The sequence below is a fragment of the Pseudomonas sp. GOM7 genome, from assembly GCF_026723825.1.
Lineage (GTDB): Bacteria > Pseudomonadota > Gammaproteobacteria > Pseudomonadales > Pseudomonadaceae > Aquipseudomonas.
The window spans coordinates 5,335,029-5,351,895 of record NZ_CP113519.1 but is presented as its reverse complement, the minus strand read 5'-3'; the positions used below and the strand labels follow the sequence as shown (position 1 = coordinate 5,351,895).

General features: G+C 63.7%; 12 protein-coding genes and 2 pseudogenes. 7 read left to right on the top strand and 7 right to left on the bottom strand.

The features are described from left to right. The first annotated feature begins 98 nt into the window (after positions 1 to 98). The gene (locus OU800_RS23795) at positions 99 to 1,751 is read left to right on the top strand and encodes a BCCT family transporter (protein WP_268180038.1); all 1,653 of its coding nucleotides are present in this window, start codon (positions 99 to 101) and stop codon (positions 1,749 to 1,751) included. Between the two features lie 1,180 nt (positions 1,752 to 2,931). Here OU800_RS23795 and OU800_RS23790 read toward each other — a convergent pair. Further along, a complete protein-coding gene (locus tag OU800_RS23790; RefSeq protein WP_268180036.1) occupies positions 2,932 to 4,320 on the bottom strand; it encodes an L-serine ammonia-lyase in 1,389 nt (462 codons plus the stop codon). 144 nt (positions 4,321 to 4,464) lie between these two features. Here OU800_RS23790 and OU800_RS23785 point away from each other — a divergent pair, with 144 nt between their 5' ends. Then, positions 4,465 to 5,367, top strand: coding sequence for a LysR family transcriptional regulator (locus OU800_RS23785; RefSeq protein ID WP_268180034.1), 903 nt, complete (start codon positions 4,465 to 4,467; stop codon positions 5,365 to 5,367). Positions 5,368 to 5,547: 180 nt separating this feature from the next. On the opposite strand, the gene OU800_RS23780 is transcribed toward OU800_RS23785, so the two are convergent. From OU800_RS23780 to OU800_RS23765, 5 genes and pseudogenes are all read right to left on the bottom strand, one after another. Beyond that, positions 5,548 to 5,709: a DUF2986 domain-containing protein gene (locus tag OU800_RS23780; protein WP_268180032.1), complete on the bottom strand. Its 162-nt coding sequence runs from the start codon at positions 5,707 to 5,709 to the stop codon at positions 5,548 to 5,550. A 155-nt stretch (positions 5,710 to 5,864) separates the two neighbouring features. After that, positions 5,865 to 6,401 (bottom strand): annotated as a pseudogene (locus OU800_RS24475) (methyl-accepting chemotaxis protein); the annotation flags it as partial. A gap of 369 nt (positions 6,402 to 6,770) precedes the next feature. Next, positions 6,771 to 6,869: pseudogene (locus OU800_RS24470) on the bottom strand (hypothetical protein); the annotation flags it as partial. Between the two features lie 1,234 nt (positions 6,870 to 8,103). Further along, complete coding sequence (locus tag OU800_RS23770; protein WP_268180029.1) at positions 8,104 to 8,811, bottom strand: 3'-5' exonuclease; 708 nt, start codon at positions 8,809 to 8,811, stop codon at positions 8,104 to 8,106. Next, a complete protein-coding gene (locus OU800_RS23765) occupies positions 8,808 to 10,727 on the bottom strand; it encodes a DUF294 nucleotidyltransferase-like domain-containing protein (RefSeq protein WP_268180027.1) in 1,920 nt (639 codons plus the stop codon). Before OU800_RS23765 ends, OU800_RS23770 begins: the two co-directional genes overlap by 4 nt. A gap of 115 nt (positions 10,728 to 10,842) precedes the next feature. On the opposite strand from OU800_RS23765, the gene OU800_RS23760 reads away from it, so the two are divergent. Together OU800_RS23760 and OU800_RS23755 are read left to right on the top strand one after the other, a co-directional pair. Then, on the top strand, positions 10,843 to 11,409 hold the full coding sequence (locus tag OU800_RS23760; protein WP_268180025.1) for a LemA family protein: 567 nt from the start codon (positions 10,843 to 10,845) through the stop codon (positions 11,407 to 11,409). A gap of 222 nt (positions 11,410 to 11,631) precedes the next feature. Next, complete coding sequence (locus OU800_RS23755; protein ID WP_268180023.1) at positions 11,632 to 13,545, top strand: DUF2207 domain-containing protein; 1,914 nt, start codon at positions 11,632 to 11,634, stop codon at positions 13,543 to 13,545. Between the two features lie 4 nt (positions 13,546 to 13,549). Here OU800_RS23755 and folE2 read toward each other — a convergent pair whose 3' ends face one another. Beyond that, positions 13,550 to 14,440 (bottom strand): GTP cyclohydrolase FolE2, encoded by an 891-nt coding sequence (gene folE2, locus OU800_RS23750; protein ID WP_268180021.1) that lies wholly within the window; start codon positions 14,438 to 14,440, stop codon positions 13,550 to 13,552. A 71-nt stretch (positions 14,441 to 14,511) separates the two neighbouring features. Between folE2 and dksA the strand changes: the two genes are divergently transcribed. From dksA to OU800_RS23735, 3 genes are read left to right on the top strand one after another with little or no spacing between them, the layout of a single operon-like run. Beyond that, positions 14,512 to 14,937: an RNA polymerase-binding protein DksA gene (gene dksA, locus OU800_RS23745; RefSeq protein ID WP_268180019.1), complete on the top strand. Its 426-nt coding sequence runs from the start codon at positions 14,512 to 14,514 to the stop codon at positions 14,935 to 14,937. Between the two features lie 15 nt (positions 14,938 to 14,952). Next, a complete protein-coding gene (gene zigA, locus OU800_RS23740) occupies positions 14,953 to 16,158 on the top strand; it encodes a zinc metallochaperone GTPase ZigA (RefSeq protein ID WP_268180017.1) in 1,206 nt (401 codons plus the stop codon). After that, positions 16,158 to 16,802 carry a DUF1826 domain-containing protein gene (locus OU800_RS23735; protein ID WP_268180015.1) on the top strand — a complete coding sequence of 215 codons (645 nt, stop codon included), beginning with the start codon at positions 16,158 to 16,160 and terminating at the stop codon, positions 16,800 to 16,802. The genes zigA and OU800_RS23735 overlap by 1 nt, the downstream gene beginning before the upstream one ends. The last annotated feature ends 65 nt before the right edge of the window (positions 16,803 to 16,867 follow it).

The following is a 16,867-nucleotide window of genomic DNA, read 5'->3' as shown; positions in this document are numbered from 1 at the left end:
CCGCTCTTGCCAGTTTTTCCTTCTGATAGCGTCGGCTTCCGCGTATAGCAGCGGCGGGCGCCGCATTGCTCGCGATTAGAAAAAGAAGGAGCAGCCCCTTGAGCCAAGGCCCCATATCTCGCAAGAACGATTCATCCGCAGACGGTATTCCCGCCCCAAGTGGGGCAGTCAACCTCATCGACACCGACTATGTAGTCGGCCAGGACAACATCCGTGGCCGATATCTGGTCAACCTCGATATCCATGGTGTGGTATTCCTGATATCGGCGATCACCGCATTCATCTTCGTCGCGCTGGCGCTGGCCATGCACGATCAGATCGAGCCTCTGTTCAAGGCCGTGCGTGACTGGCTGACCGTGCATCTGTCCTGGTTCTTCATCGGTTCGGCCAACATCTTCGTCCTGCTGTGCCTGGGCCTGATCGTTTCGCCGTTGGGCAAGGTGCGCCTTGGCGGCACCCTGGCCCGCCCCGATTACTCCTACTTCTCCTGGTTCGCCATGCTGTTCGCGGCGGGCATGGGCATCGGCCTGATGTTCTACGGTGTTGCCGAGCCGATGTCGCATTACGGCACCGCCTTGGGCGGCACAGCCGTGGATGCCAATGGCGTGCGCACCGACTGGGCACCGCTGGGCGGGGCTGCCGGCAACTCCGCCGAGGCGGCGCGCCTGAGCATGGCCACCACCATCTTCCATTGGGGCCTGCACCCCTGGGCGATCTACGCCATTGTGGCGCTGGCGCTGGGCCTGTTCGCCTTCAACAAGGGTCTGCCGCTGTCGTTCCGCTCGATCTTCTTCCCGCTGCTCGGTGAGCGCGTGTGGGGTTGGCCAGGCCACATCATCGACATCCTGGCGGTATTCGCCACCCTGTTCGGCCTGGTGACCTCTCTGGGGCTGGGTGCCGAGCAAGCCAGCGCTGGTCTGCATGCGCTGTTCGGCCTGCCGGCCGACACCACCACCAAGGTGCTGCTGATCACCGTGATCACCCTGATCGCGCTGTGCTCGGTACTGACCGGTGTGGACAAGGGCGTGAAGATCCTCTCCGAAATCAACATGGGCCTGGCCTTCGCTCTGCTGGCGTTCGTACTGTTCGCCGGCCCCACTGCACTGCTGCTGACGGGTGTGCTGGATAATCTGGGCGCCTACCTGCAGTACCTGCCGGCGCTGTCCAACCCGGTGGGCCGTGAAGACGCCAACTTCAGCCAGGGCTGGACGGCGTTCTACTGGGCCTGGTGGATTAGCTGGTCGCCGTTCGTGGGCATGTTCATCGCCCGCGTCAGCCGTGGCCGTACCGTGCGTGAATTCCTTACCGCCGTGCTGTTGGTGCCATCCTTGGTATCGGTGATCTGGATGAGCACCTTCGGTGGCACCGCGCTGCACCAGGCCCTGGGTGGCCTGACCGAGCTGAGCCAGGCTGCGCTGGAGCTGAAGATGTTCGTCATGCTCGATCAGTTGCCGATCAGCGCCATCAGCTCCTTCGCCGCCATCGTACTGGTGGTGTTGTTCTTCATCACCTCGTCGGACTCCGGTTCGCTGGTGATCGACACCATCACCGCTGGCGGCAAGATCAACTCGCCGGTTTCGCAGAAGGTGTTCTGGGTGGTCATCGAAGGCGCGCTGGCCGTGGCCCTGTTGCTTGGCGGTGGCCTGGTGGCCCTGCAGGCCATGGCGGTTTCCACTGGTTTGCCGTTCACCATCGTGCTGTTGGTGGGGTGCGTGGCGATCATCAAAGGGCTGATGAGCGAACCGCGCTAAGCGGAGCGCCTTGCCGCCACCCGGCGGCCTTGGCTCGATACAACGCCTCTATCGCAGGATAGGGGCGTTGTCGTTTATGGGCGCCGAGCATGGATAAGCGTCACTGCTTTAGGCTGGAGACTTGGTGCATGACGTGGGATTGGATGGAATATTGATTGATGCTGGATTGGCAAGTTTGTGTTGATGTTTCGGATATCCGTTCCGAATTGCCGCGTTTTTGTTGATGTTTCTGGTTTCGCCCTCCCGGGCGAGTCACTTTTGTAGGGCAAAAGTAACCAAAACCCTCCGCCCGGTCATCCGGCCCTCGCTGCGCGAGGGTTCGCTCACTCCATCACCGTTCCAGAGGCCCGCCGCGGTGGGCCATCCCTGGCCCATCGCGGCTCTCGGCTTTGGCATCCTGCGTCGCTCTACCTCCTGCATCCATGCAGTCGTCGCGACATCCATGTCGCTCAACCTCTTCCACGACGATTGCGTTCGCCCTCCTGGGCGGGCTCTGCACGCGCCTGAACCTGCGGTAACCCAGAAGTAGCACGGAGTGGTTGCACATGAGGTCAGCCTTAGGGCTGACCAAGACAACAACCGCAAGAATGAAACTAGCCGAATGAAACTATTGGTTTAATTCGACAGCCAAATCGCGGTTCCAAAGCGACCAGAACACGCCGGGCATGCCCGGAACCGATGTACGTTCAGGCGCGCTAACTCCCCCTTCAGGAGGCCGAACGCAGGCATTGCGCAGGGGGCGAGTGGCATGGATGCCGCGAGATACCGATGGCGGCCCCGCGTAATGGGCCAGGGATGGCCCATGTACGCCGACCCCGGAGCGATGCCGGAGTGAGGGGAGTCGAGCGCAGCATGACGGGGACGCCTAGTTCCGGATGGCGGGGGTGCGTTTCTTTTGCTTACTTTTCTTTGCGCTGGGCGGCAATCCGAGTTCAAAGAAAAGTGAGTCGCCCGAGGGGGCGAACCCCGGAGTCTCTGAAAACACCCAAAGCGGCGTCCAGAATACCAACACAAACCAACACACAAACTTGCCAATCCGGTATCAAGACCGATTTCCCCGCGACTCCACGAAAACGCAAAAACCCGATGCCAAGATCTGGCATCGGGTTTTCAAGAACGATCCCCGCTGGGGCTCAAGCCATCAAGAAAGACATTACACAGCGGCAATCATGGCTGGCCATCAGCACTCGATGATATTCACCGCCAGGCCACCGCGAGCGGTTTCCTTGTACTTGGTCAGCATGTCAGCCCCGGTTTCGCGCATGGTCTTGATCACCTTGTCCAGGCTCACGTAGTGCGCGCCGTCGCCGTACAGCGCCATGCGCGCGGCGTTGATGGCCTTCACCGAAGCGATGGCGTTGCGCTCGATGCAGGGGATCTGCACCAGGCCGCCGACCGGGTCGCAGGTCAGGCCCAGGTGGTGTTCCATGCCGATCTCGGCAGCGTTCTCGACCTGCTCCGGGGTGCCGCCGAGTACCGCGCACAGCGCGCCGGCGGCCATGGAGCAGGCCACGCCCACTTCACCCTGACAGCCCACTTCGGCGCCGCTGATCGAGGCGTTTTCCTTGTACAGGATGCCGATGGCGCCAGCAGTCAGCAGGAAGTCGATGATGCCGCGTTCGTTGGCGCCGGAGATGGCATTGGCATAGTAGTGCAGCACTGCCGGAACGATACCGGCGGCGCCGTTGGTCGGTGCAGTGACCACGCGGCCACCGGCGGCGTTCTCTTCGTTCACCGCCAGGGCCCAGAGGTTGACCCAGTCGAGCATGCGCAGCGGGTCTTCGATGTAGCTGCGCTGGAAGCCACCCAGCTTGCGCGCCAGGATGGCGGCGCGGCGGCGCACCTTGAAGCCGCCGGCGAGGATGCCCTCGGTGCGGCAGCCACGCTCCACGCAGGCCTGCATCACCTTCCAGATGTTCAGCAGGCCGGCATCGGTTTCTTCGTCCGTGCGCCAGTGGCGCTCGTTGCGACGCATCACTTCGGCGATGCCGATACCGTGCTCGCGGGTCAGCTTGAGCAGGTCGGCGCCACTGCGAAATGGCAGCGGCAGGGAAGTGGCGTCCGGGGCGATGATCTTCTGTTTGCTGCCATCGGCCAGCACCGCCTCGCTGACCACGAAGCCGCCGCCCACCGAGTAGTAGGTGGCCTCGTGCAACTGGATGCCGGCGGCATCGAAGGCGGCGAAGCGCAGGCCATTGGCGTGCAGCGGCAACGCCTTGCGGAACATCTTCAGGTCGGCTTTCTCGTCGAAGGCGACGGCATGCTTGCCGGCCAGCACGATGCGCTTGTCACGGCGGATGGTGTCGATGTACTCGGGCACCTGATCGACGTTGACGGTATCCGGCTCATGGCCGCTGAGGCCGAGCAGCACCGCCTTGTCGCTGCCATGGCCCTTGCCGGTGGCGCCCAGCGAGCCGTACAGCTCGGCGACCACACGGGTCACCTTGGGCATGTGCTCGTGGTTTTCCAGGGCGTGGGTGAACAGCGCGGCGGCGCGCATGGGGCCGACGGTGTGAGAGCTGGACGGGCCGATACCCACTTTGAACAGGTCGAAAACGCTGATAGCCATGGCGGAGTTCTTCTTGTCGATTGATTGGACACGCGCCCGGTTACGCGCGTGTGGATGCCCCTATCTAAGAACGGCCCTATCATTATGTATACTGATTTATTTTTAACGTATTCGTTAGCGTCGCTTAACTATTGAGATCGCGCCATGGACATCACCCGCCTGCGCACCCTGCGCGAACTGGCTCGCTGCCGCACCATGGCGGCGGCTGCCGAGTCGCTGCACCTGACGCCTTCGGCCGTGTCGCAGCAGGTCGCTCAGCTCGAACGCGAGGTGGACGTGGCATTGATCGAGCGGCGCGGCCGCGGTGTGGTGCTGACCCCGGCGGGTGAGCGCCTGGTGGCGCATGCCGAGCGCATCCTCATGGTGCTCGACGAAGCGCGCTCGGAGCTGGCACTGCTACGCGGGGAAATTGCTGGAGAGCTACGGGTGGCGGCCTTCCCCTCGATCGCCGTGGCGGTGATCGCCGAAACCGTGCGAGCGCTGCGCACTGCCTATCCACGGCTGAACGTGGTGGTGCTGGATCTGGAGCCGCAGGAAAGCCTCAGCGCCCTGGGTTCCTGGCAGATCGACGTGGCGGTGATCGACGACCTGGCGGTGACTCCGGACGAGAACCGCGAGCACTACGCGCTGATTCCCCTAACCCAGGACTTGCTGCACGTCCTGCTGCCCATCGAGCATGCCCTGGCCAGGCGCGACAGCCTGACCGTTGCCGATTTGCGCGACGAAGCCTGGGCGCTGGACTCCACCGGCAGCTCGTTCGGCGAGTTCATCACCAACCTGTGCCGCCGCTCCGGCTTTGCCCCGCGCATCAATGCCCACTGCGCCGGCTTCGAGATGGTTGCGGCCATGGTCGCCTCGGGCAACTCCATCTCCATCGTCTCCGGCCTGCGCCTGGTGCGCCCGCTGCCCGGCGTCATCGCCGTGCCGCTGCTGCCCGATATCCAGCGTGGCGTGTTCCTCGCCTACCGCAAGGGCGAGCGCGATCATCCGGCGGTCAACGTGTTTCTCGACGAGGCGGTATACACGGCAGACAGAGTGCTGGGTTAGCCCGTTCATGTGGGAGGGTTTTTAGCCGCGATGCTTTTGCTCCTCTCTCCCATTCATGGGAGACGACTGCATGGATGCAGGAGGTAGAGCAACGCAGGATGCCCACGCCGAGGGGCCGGGGGAGAGGGGGCTTTTGATGCTGCCCACGCTTTGCGTGGGTAACGACCGACCTGTCGACTTTTACTCCGCGGGCGTGAGAGGCTCTTGAGCCGCTTCAGCCTCCAACTTCGCCCTGTCAGCCTTGCTGATGTACTTGGGTTTGTTGCTTTTGGGCGCAAGCTTGGCACTGGCCTTCTTGGCGTGGGCTTCGAGCAGTTGCTTTATCTTTTTGCGGCGATTCATGGGGGTATGTCTGTGTTGTCCTACGTCGATGATATCCACGCGGAGGCCGTAGGATGGGTAGAGCAAGGCGAAACCCATTATTTGTGTTACCGGGTTTCGCGTTGCTCTACCCAGGCTACTTGCTAACCGCCCGCACGGCACCTGCAGCCATCGGCTCACACCTTGAAGCTGTCCACCTGGTTGTTCAGCTCCTGATACAGATCCGTGATCTGCTGAGACTGGCTTCTGACCCGTTCGGACATGTCGCGCACGCCATCGCTCTCTCCGCGCAGCGCGGTCAGGTTCTCGCTGATATGTTGCGAGACGGTGGCTTGCTCCTCGGTCGCCAGCGCAGTCTGGCTGGCCATGTCCTGCACCTTGCCGAAGGAGGTGCGCAGGTCGTCGAAGATACTGATCATCTGGCCGATCTGCTGCACCGTGCTATCGGCATTCTGGCGGCTGTTGCGGATGGCCGTGGTGGATTCGGCAACGCTCGCCTTGAGGCGCTCGATCATGGTTTCGATCTCGCGCGTGCTGTCCTGCGTGCGGGTCGCCAGGGTACGCACCTCATCGGCCACTACGGCAAACCCCCTGCCTTGTTCACCAGCGCGCGCGGCCTCGATGGCGGCATTGAGCGCCAGCAGGTTGGTCTGTTCGGCGATGGTGCGGATCACCTCCAGTACCGAGGTGATGGCGGCCGAACTCTGTTCGAGGTCGGCGGAGCGGTTCAGCGCCAGTTCGATATCACTCACCAGCCGCTCGATGGCCTGGTTGGACTGGGTCACGGCGTTGGCGCCCTGGTTGGTCAGCTCACTGGAGTGGCTGGCTTCATGCACGGCGCTCTTGGCCAGTTCTGCCATCTGCTGGTTGGACACGTTCATCTGCGTCGCGGCACTGACCATGGACTCCGAGGCATTGACCAAGCCCTCGCTGATGCGCCCGGCCTGTTCGGAAACGGTATTGAGTTGTACGGTCATATCACCCAACGCGCCGGACTGGTTCTTGATGACGCTGATGATGTGTTGCAGGTGTTCGAGGAAACTGTCGAACTCGTTGGCCAGATCGCCTAGCTCATTGCGAGAGGTGGACTGGATGCGCTGGGTGAGATCACCGTCGCCATCGGCTATCTCACGGATGCGGCGGGCGATGTGGCGTACATCGCGGGTCAGTTTCAGGGGCATGTAATAGCCCACTGCCAAGGCGATGACGAAGGCGATGCCGATGACTATCAGCGCGAGCTTCTGGTAGTCGGCGACCCACTCCCTGACGGCGTCTTTCTGCTGGCGGGCATGTGCTTCGACAGTTTCTCCCGCCTTGTCCAGCATGTCGCGCACGGCATCGAAGTATTCATCCACCTTGACCTTGGTTTGTGGAATCGAGGCCAGGCTCGTCTTCTGGGACGCATCGATGAGGCTCTGACTGCTCTGCACCCAGGCATTGAACAGCGTATCGAAGCGCTCGTAGGGTTGAGTCAGTTGCGGTTCGCGAATCAGATAGCTGCGGTAATCGTGGAAGCGTTGCAGGGCCTGCTGCGTATTTCCCTCGAAAGCGGCGCGGTTATCCTCGAGGTTGCCGTAGCCTGTAGTGATGCGTTGCAGCGCCAACAGTGCCTGATAGAGGTCGCGATCCGCGTTGAGGATCACCGACAGGGCCTCGACGTAAAGCTGCAGGTCGGCGTCGTCCGCCGCTTCGTTCTTGCGCTGCTGGGTATGCTGGCGAAGCTGCTCGCCGGCTTGATCCAGCAGTGCGCGCATGGCCTGGAACTCGTCATCCTGTTGCAAGGTCGTGGAGGTAGCGGACTCCTTGACGCTGGCATTCAGGCTGTTGCTCGCATCCAGCCATTGCTTGTAGAGCGACTCGAAATCGGCGAAAGGCTGAGTGACTTCGGGCTCTTCGGCGAGCAGTTCGCGAAACTGCTTGAAGCGATCCCACACCTGCTGGGCATTCTCGGCGAAATCCTTGGCGTTCTCGCTGGCATTGCCCTTGCCCCCGATCAGGTGCTCCTGCGCGATCAGGGCCTGGTAGATGTCACGATCAGCGTTGAGGATCAAGGCCACGGCCTCGAAGTAATTCTCCGCCTGCCGGCGCATGGCGTCCTGCTGCACCTTGCTCATCAGTAGCATCAGCAGCAGCAAACCGACCAGGATCAGCGCCAGCAGGGCTATGGGCAGAATCATCTGTACGCGAATCGAGTGAAGGCGCATCCCAGGCTCCTTGTCCAAATAGAACTGATGGCAGAACGATACCGAGTGAGTCTAGGTAACAGAGTACGAACGTGCTAATCGAGTGCGGAAAGTTCTACATAGACGCTTTCACGCCGCGCTGCGCGGGCTCTGGAGTGTGGGGTGCTCGGACGCGGAGCGTCCTGGGCTGCATTCCCACGCGGAGCGCAGGAACGATCGAACAGGGTAGGGCTCAGCTCCAGACCGCCCCCACCGGCGTATGCGCCGGGTAGTGCGTGGCCACCTGCGCTTGCAGCAGCTCGCCGCAGGCCAGGGCGTCGGTCAGGGCGTGGTGCGCGGAGTACAGCGGCAGGCCGTAGCGCAGGCGGCTATCGGCCAGGCGGATGGAGATGCGCTCGCGGCCACGCAGGCGATCCCACCAACTGACACTGCGTTTGGGATGCACCCGGGCTTCCAGCTCCATGGTGTCGATGATGGGGAAGATCAATCCTTCACCCAGGTGCTGGCGCAGGGCCTGGTCGAGGAAGTTGCGCTCGATGTTGCGGTAGTGCGCCACCACCACTTTGCCGGCCAGGGCTTCGAGCAGTTCATCCAGCACATGGGCCAGGCGCGGGGCGTGGCGGATGTCGGAATGGGTGATGTGGTGGAAGGTGACCGATTCGGCGCTCAGCTCGCTGGTGGGTTTGACCACCCAGTAACGGGCATCGCTGCAGCGGATGCGTTGCAGGTTCATCGGCACCAGGCCGAGGCTGACGATGGCGTGTTCACGAGGGTCGAGGCCGGTGGTTTCCACGTCCAGCGCCACCAGCGGCACGTCGGCCAGCGGCGTGTCGGCGGCGATGCAGCCGGCGCCGTAGTAGGCGCGCAGCCGTTCGTCCTGGCTGCTGGCAGCCAGCTCGTCGAACAGTTGCGGCCAGTCCTGGTTCTGGTACGCCGTCATTGTGGCCGGGCGAGTGGCTGGGCCGGATAGCGGAAGCGCAGGAACTTCTGCGCGTTGCTCACCACCTGGAAGGCTTCCTTGAGGTGGTGACGCTCGCTGGAGCTGAATTTCTCCGGCTCGACGTAATTGTCCGGCGGGTTGCCGGCTTCCACCTCGCGGGCCTGGTGGCGGATGCGCACCAGGCTGAGGAACTCGAAGGCATAGCGCAGGTGATCCAGGGCCTCCTGGGGCAGCAGCTTGGTGGCGGCGATGGCATCGAGGCGCTCCAGCGAGTTCTGCGCCTTGGAGCCGCAGGCCAGGGCGTGCACGCGGATCAGGTCGGTCAAGGGCGCGGTGCCGCGGCCCTTGAGGTTGATGATGTTCTTCTGGCGGCCGTCGGTTTCCATCACGAAGGTGCGGAAGAAGCCCAGCGGCGGTGTGCGGTTGAGCGCGTTGCGCGCCAGCGCGGCGAGGAAGGCCGGCGTGGCACTGGCTTTCTCTGCCAGCATTTCCTTGAGGTTCTCCACCAGCGCGGTCTTGCCGTACACGCCGTCGAGGTCGAAGAAGATGCTGCTGTTGAGCAGAGTTTCCGGGTTGGGCCGTTCGATCCATTCGCTGAAGTACTGCCGCCACACCTTCAGCGGCTGGCGCCATTTCGGGTTGCTGGCCATGATTCCGCCCTTGCAGTAGGCGTAGCCGCAGGCGGACAGGCCGTTGCTGACGAACTGCGCCATTTCGGCGAAGTAGGGGTCGTGCAGTTCCGGGTTGAAGCTGTCGTCGAGCACCAGGGCATTGTCCTGGTCGGTCAGCAGCAGTTGTTCGTCACGGGCCATCGAGCCGGCGATCATGAAGCAGTAAGGCACTGGCGGCGGGCCGAGCTTTTCCTCGGCGAGAATCAGCAGGCGGCGGGTGAAGGCGCGACCGATGCTGCTCATGGCGCGGCCGACCATGTGTGCGCTGGCGTCGTCGGCGACCATGCGCACGAAGGTGGCGTGCAGATCCGGCAGCAGGCTCTTGAGGCCTTCCACCGAGGTCTTGTTGAAGATGCTGTTGACCAGATAGAGGCTGCTGCGTGACTCGTAGCGAATGACGTCGGCAAGGGAAATCATGCCTACCGGACGGCGCCGCTGCAGCACGGGCAGGTGGTGGATGTTGTTGCGCAGCATGCACAGCATGGCCTCGAACACCGACTCGTCGGCCTGTACGGTCACCGGGCCGGGCGTCATCACCTGGCTCACTGGCGTGTCGCCGGGCAGCCCTTCGGCCAGCACACGGGTGCGCAGATCGCGGTCGGTAAGGATGCCGGCCATCACCTGGTTCTGCTGATCGGCCACCTGTACCTGCGCGGGGTTGGGCCAGCGCCTGGCGGGGTTGACGATGATGACCGAGGACACGCTCTGCTCGCTCATCACCTTGGCCACCTGTTGCACGGGCATGTCCAGCGGCACGCTGACCGGCGAACGGCTGATCAGCTTGCGCACCTTGATCTTCATCAGCTCGCTGGCCTTGCCATGACTGTCCTCCAGGGCCGACTTCAGGCGTGACTGGCCTTCGGCTTCGACGAAGTCGGCGAAGCTGTCGAACTGGTCGCAGAGCTGTTGGAACAGCGGGCCGGGGATGAAGTAGATCAGGCTGTCTTCCAGCGCCCTGGCGCCCAGGCGCACCTTGTTGCCGCGCAGCAGGCCGGCCTGGCCGAAGATGTCGCCTTCGGTCAGGCGATTGTGCAGCTCGCCGCCGCGGCGATGGATTTCCACCGCGCCGCTGCGCACGTAGTGCAGTTCGTGGATCGGTGCGCCGGCAGCGAGAATTTCGCTGCCGGCCTTGAAGTAGCCCACTTGCACCTGGCGGGCGATCTCGTCGAGGGTCTGTTCCGGCAGGTTGTCGAAGGGGGCGAAGCGATTCAGGTGATCGCGAATCTCGATCAGCTCGATCTGCATGGTGGACCTCGCTGGCAGGTTGATATTCAAGGATAAGGGCATAACGATGGGATGTCCTCCTGCAGTGTCGCGATGAGGACAATGCCTGTCAGTACAGACCAAACAAGGAGGGTATATGCAGCATGCGGGCTTCTGGTTGTGCCTGGGGGCGCTGTTATTGCTTGGCGGCGCCACGGTCTTTTACTACAACCGCCTGGTATTCAACCGCCATCGCGTAGCCGAGGCTGCCAGTGGTATCGACGTACAGCTCAAGCGCCGTTCCAGCCTGATTCCGGCACTGGTGGAGTGCGTGCGCCAATACATGAGTTACGAGCAGGGTACGCTGCAGGCGCTGGTGCAGGAGCGTTCACGCGCGGTGCAACTGGCCGACTCGCCGCTGGGCGAGCGCGCGCCGGTCGAGGCGCAACTGAGTAACCAGTTGCGCCAGTTGTTCGCCCTGGTCGAGGCCTATCCCGAGCTCAAGGCCGATGAGCAGTTTCGCGAGTTGCAGGGCAACATCAGCGAGGTCGAAAACCATATCCAGATGGCGCGGCGCTACTACAACGGTGCGGTGCGCGAACTCAACGTGCTGATCGAGTCGGTGCCGAGCAACCTGGTGGCCCGCCTGTTCACTTTCACTCAGGCCGACTACTTCACGCTGGATGACCCGCGTGACGGTCAGTCGCCGAAGCTGGCGTTCTGAGCGGCGCCCTGGCCGCCGGCCTTGCCAGCGCCACGGCTTTTGCCTCTTCACCACCCTCGAGCAGCTCTTCGGGCGGCGGCGGTTCGTCCGGCGGGGGGCTGGTAAAGATCCTCTGACGAATGTCGCGGATGTGCGGCGTTCGCTTTTTCTGTCGAGCCTATTGGAGTAGGGTGCCGCCTCGATTCGCCCAGGCGGATGATTGCGAGTGCCAAGGAGAGTGTCATGTCAGGAAGACTGCGAATTCTGCTGTTGCTGTGCTGCTTCTGCGCCTTCAGTGCGCAGGCCGAAGAGGCCATCCAGAGCTATGACGTGCGCCTGCAGGTCGAGCCCAGTGGCGAGGTGCTGGTGACCGAGCGTATCGCCGTCATCGCCGAAGGGCAGCAGATATCGCGTGGCATCTATCGCGACATCCCTACACGCTACAGCCTGGGCAATGGCTTGCTGCGCAGCACGCCATTGACGCTGATTTCGGCCACGCGTGACGGTCAGCCGGAAACCGTCACGCAACAGGCACTGGAGCATGGCGTGCGTCTGCGCCTTGGGCGCGCCGATATCAGGCTGAACCCTGGCGCTTATGTCTACGAACTGACCTACCGCATGGATGCGCAACTGCAGTTTCACGCTCGCGTCGATGAGCTTTACTGGAACGTCACCGGCAACGACTGGCTGCTGCCGATTCGCCGAGCCAGCGTCGAAGTGGTGCTGCCGGAGGGCGCGCAGATCGAGGCCGCTCATGCCTACACCGGCTACCGGGGTTCGCGTGAAGGGGCCTATGAAGTGATCGAGCAGCAGGACAATCGCCTGCGCCTGGTGACCACGCGCGAGCTGAAGGTGCGTGAAGGCTTCACCGTCGCCACCGCCTGGCAGGCCGGGTTGGTGAGCAGGCCGAGCTGGTGGCAGAACCTGCTCCGGCTGGTCATCGACAACCTGCGTGACATCCTCTCGCTACTGGTGTGCGTCGGCCTGGTCGGGTTCTATCTCTATCTGTGGTGGACGATCGGCAGAGGCCCACGCAAAGGGCTGGTGATTCCATTGTTCGAGTTGCCCCGTGGCATCAGCCCGGCCATGGCCGGCTACGTCTGGCATCGCGGCCTGGCGGGCGATACGCGTGGGGTGCGGGCGCTGAGCATCATGCTCACCGATCTGGCCATTCGTGGCTGGCTGCGTTTGCAGCGCAACAGCGAAGGCCTGCTGCTGACCCGAGCAGAGGCGCCAGGGGATGCCATCCGTGAAGACGAGCGGCGGGTACTCAATGCGCTCATCACCAGCGAGGATGGCTCGTTGACCCTGGGTAACCGTTATGAACCACGGCTGACCACGGCCCTCGTCGGCTTGCTGCGCAGCTTCGAGGTGATCGAGCAGAACAACTTCGACCGCCATACTGGCGAGTGGCTGGTCGGTGTGTGCTTCGCCTTCATCGCCGGTTTCATCTCACTGGTGACCGCACCTGCGGATTCCGCTGCGACGAGCAATGCATTCTGGTTGATGGTGGTGGGTGTAGCGTTGGGCGCGTGGGGGGTGTCGTTGCTCCGTTCCGCTCCGGCCGGGGCGGGCGTATTGCTCGTGCTCCTCATGCTGGTTTTGGCGATCTGCGCCGCGAGCCAGGTGGGTGGCCCGGCCGTGCTGCTGTGCCTGATTCTCTTCGTCATCGTTATGGTGGCGCGCAAGCTCCTGCGCGCGCCCAGCATCGCCGGGCGGCGTCTGCTCGACGAGCTGGAAGGGTATCGCGAGTACCTGAGCCTGGCCGAACAGGACCTGCTGGATAAAGCCGGCCAGGCGCCGGTCATGAGCATCGCGCACTATGAGCGGCACCTGCCTTACGCCATGGCGCTGGGCGTCGAACGGCAGTGGACCGAGCGCTTCACCCACGAGCTGCGCAAGGGCACCCTTGCACCAGTGGAGGTGGACTATCAGCCACAGGCCTTCACACAGATGATGACCTCAGGCGCGGCGCACGGCCTTGCCTGGAATCTGGACAGGGTGCTGATGAGTTCGTCGACGCCACCGCAGGCGCCGCGCTCCTCCGATGACTTTTCTCATTCTGGTGGCGGCGGCTCTGGCTCCGGCTCGTCCGCATCCCGTGGCGGCGGCTCGTCGGGCGGCGGAGCGGGTGGCGGCGGTGGAGGCGGCTGGTAGCCCTTCAGCTCCAGTTCCAGCGGCTTTCCGCTACCGCATCGTGGGCGTGCAGGCTCTCGGCATGCGCGACCTTGAGGCGGAAGCCGCTGGCCTGCGGCAACTGGCGCAGGGCGCGATGCAGGCGGCGTGCGGCGTCTTCGCAGAACATCAGGTTCTGCCCGTTGGCTAGGGCGAAGGCCTGTTCGTCGGCGCGTTTCACTGCGGTCTGCACGGGGGTGCCGAGCGCCTGTTCGGCGCTGTCGACCAGCGCCAGCAGAGGCAGGTCGTTGCACTCCGGGTTCAGGCGCAGGCGCAGCGTCGCCGTGCTGCGCTGGCTGTGCGGCGTGGCGACGATGCCCTGGGTCGAGCCGAGCCAGTCGAGCACCTCCAGATAATCCAGTGGCTGCTGCGCGAAGCTTTCGGCGAAACGCTGCTGGATCAACTGTCGCGCCAGCGCCGCCGAACAGGGGCAGGTGGACGAGTAGGTGACCTCCACCTGCAACTCGATGCTCACACCACGGCCGTCCTGGCGTGCGTGAAGCTCGAATGGATAGGTCTTCCAGCCATGCAGCGGGCTGACCAGTGCCGGACGCTTGAGCGGCACCTCACCGCGCAGGGTCAGCGAGGCACTGTCGGACAACGCCTGGTGGCTGCCCAGGCAGTCGTCCAGCACTTGCAGCAGCGCTGACACCTTCAGTTCCTGATGCTCCAGACGCTGCGCCGCCAGATACAGGCGCGACATGTGGATGCCACGCGCGCCGGCATCGTCGAGGCTGACGCCGATATCCAGGCTGGCCACCACGGCCTCGCCGGCCAGGCGAACGGGCAGGGCGATGCCGGCCATGCCGACCCAGTCCAGGGCCAGGTCGTGATGGGTGGGTTGAGCGGCGATATCGGGCAAGGTCTGTTCGTTCATCGCAAATCCGTGGGTTGTTCTCAGGATTAAATGTTATGTTATAACAATTGAAACAAGCCAGCCGATTTGCCATGACTCTGATGACCGGGCTTACCCAAGCCGAGCTGCTGGCCCAGCCAGCCGATGACTATATGAACGATGCCCAGCAGCGCTTCTTCCGCGAGCTGCTGCTGGCCCAGCGTGCCGAATTGCAGGCACGCATCGATGACGAGTTCACCCAACTGCGCGAACCCGACAACAGCAGCGACGTGGCCGATATCGGTGCTGCCGAGGAACAACGGCAATGGCAGCTACGCCTGCTGGAGCGGGAAAAGAAGCTGCTGGACAAGATCGACCAGGCACTCGAACGCCTGGCGCGTGGCGAATATGGCTGGTGTGCCGAAACCGGCGAAGCCATCGGCCTGAAACGCCTGCTGCTGCGCCCGACCGCGACCCTGTGCATCGAAGCCAAGGAGCGCCAGGAGCAGCGCGAAAAACATCAGCGTGACCGTGACTGAACGAGGAATCTCCCCATGAACCCGCGTCTACCCGTAACCGTGCTCTCCGGCTTTCTCGGCGCCGGCAAGAGCACTCTACTCAACCATGTGCTGAAGAACCGCGAAGGCCTCAAGGTCGCGGTGATCGTCAACGACATGAGCGAAATCAACATCGATGGCAGCGAAGTGCAGCGCGACGTCAGCCTCAACCGTGCCGAAGAGAAGCTGGTGGAGATGAGCAACGGCTGCATCTGCTGCACCCTGCGTGAAGACCTGCTCGAGGAGGTCGCGCGCCTGGCCAGCGACGGCCGCTTCGACTACCTGCTGATCGAATCCACCGGCATCAGCGAGCCGCTGCCGGTGGCCGAAACCTTCACCTTCCGCGACGAGCAGGGCCGCAGCCTGTCCGACCTGGCGCGGCTGGACACCATGGTCACCGTGGTCGACGGGGTGAACTTCCTGCGCGACTTCCATGCCGCCGACAGCCTGGCCAGCCGTGGCGAGACCCTGGGCGAGGAGGACGAACGCTCGATCACCGACCTGCTGATCGAGCAGGTGGAATTCGCCGACGTCATCCTCATCAGCAAGATCGACCTGATCAGTCAGGCCGAGCGTGAGGAGCTGATGGCCATTCTGCGTGGGCTCAACACCCACGCCGACATCCAGGCCATGAGCATGGGCCAGATCGCCCTGGACAAGATCCTCGACACCGGCCGCTTCGACTTCGAGCGCGCCTCGCAGGCGCCCGGCTGGCTCAAGGAACTGCGCGGCGAGCACGTGCCGGAAACCGAGGAATACGGCATCGCCTCCAGCGCCTACCGCGCGCGCCGGCCCTTCCATCCGCAGCGCTTCTTCGACTTCCTCTCGCAGGAATGGAGCAATGGCCGCCTGCTGCGCTCCAAGGGCTTCTTCTGGCTGGCCAGCAAATACCAGGAAGCCGGTAGCTGGTCGCAGGCCGGTGGGCTGATGCGCCATGGCCTGGCCGGGCGCTGGTGGCGCTTCGTGCCCAAGCAGCACTGGCCGCAGGACGAGGAAGGCCTGCAGGCGATCATGCAGCACTGGAGCAAAGAGGTCGGTGATTGCCGCCAGGAGCTGGTATTCATCGGCCAGAACATCGACTTCGCCCGGCTCAGCCGCGAGCTGGACGACTGTCTGCTGAGCGATGCGGAAATGGCCGGCGGCCCGGATGCCTGGCGCCTGCTCGCCGACCCCTTCGGCCCCTGGCAGCAGGAGGCGGCCTGATGCACGCGCTGAAACTGCCGCCAGCGCCGCGCCAGGTGCTGGCCGAGGATATCCAGGTGCTCGGCGAGGTGCTGCAAGACGGCGTCAACCTGGCCGTCTGGCAGCGCCGCCTGCCGGCACAGATCGCCGACTTTGCCGAGGCGCTGCTGGCCCAGGGTGAGCCGCTGGCGCAGTCCATGACCCTGGAGCTGGCGCAGGCCGACAGTGAGCCGAACCTGGCCGGCCTGGTGGCGCAATACGCCGATCTGCCGGGCCAGGCGGCCTTTCTCGACGATGTTGCCTGGCTGGTGCGCGCCTATGCCTGCCTGCTCGACGCCCGGCGCATCGGCCTGCGCCTGCGCGCACTGGACAAGGCCATGTGCCCGTGTTTCCACGTCGACCATGTGCCGCTCAGGCTGATCACCAGCTACGCCGGTGTTGGCAGCCACTGGCTGGCGGAGGGCGCCATGCCGCGCAGCGAACTCGGCCAGGCGGCCGCCGAGCCGCAGGACGCGCGCCTGATCCAGCGCCTGGACGCCGGTCATGTGGCATTGGCCAAGGGCGAGAAATGGCAGGGCAACGAAGGGCGCGGGCTGATTCACCGCTCGCCGCAGCCGCCGGCGGGCGAGCGGCGTTTGCTGCTGACTCTGGACTGGCTGGCCTGAGCGACATCGCTGTCGGTGGTGCTGCCTAGGGTGTCACGGGACCGCCTAGCCCCGTAGGGTGCGCT